The 219-nt window shown below is 39.3% G+C and carries 1 protein-coding gene; it reads left to right on the top strand.

Annotated features, from left to right (window positions below; translation table 11 throughout):
* Positions 1-219, top strand: a 219-nt coding sequence (locus JKM87_RS17655) for a hypothetical protein (RefSeq protein WP_202081787.1), incomplete at both ends; no start/stop codon positions are given.

Genomic DNA, 219 nt, shown 5'->3' with positions numbered 1-219 from the left:
ACGAAGTAAAATCTAATTCAAAAGAAGGGCTAGAAAATAATGTACTTTATTCGCTTGTTCCACCAAAATATCACTGGTTCGTGTACTTAACAGAGGGAGTGGAAACAGCGTTTGAACTACATGAAGATATGGTCGCATACAATTTCCATCAAGGACAGCTCTGGGTCAACCCAAATATTGTGGTGGGTAATGTCCAAGGTATGATTGATCGAGTAAGTG

Source organism: Caldalkalibacillus salinus (assembly GCF_016745835.1).
In the GTDB taxonomy this organism is placed as follows: Bacteria; Bacillota; Bacilli; order Caldalkalibacillales; family JCM-10596; genus Caldalkalibacillus_A; species Caldalkalibacillus_A salinus.
Note: the sequence above shows the minus strand (reverse complement) of the source record. Positions and strands in the feature narration are given on the sequence as shown.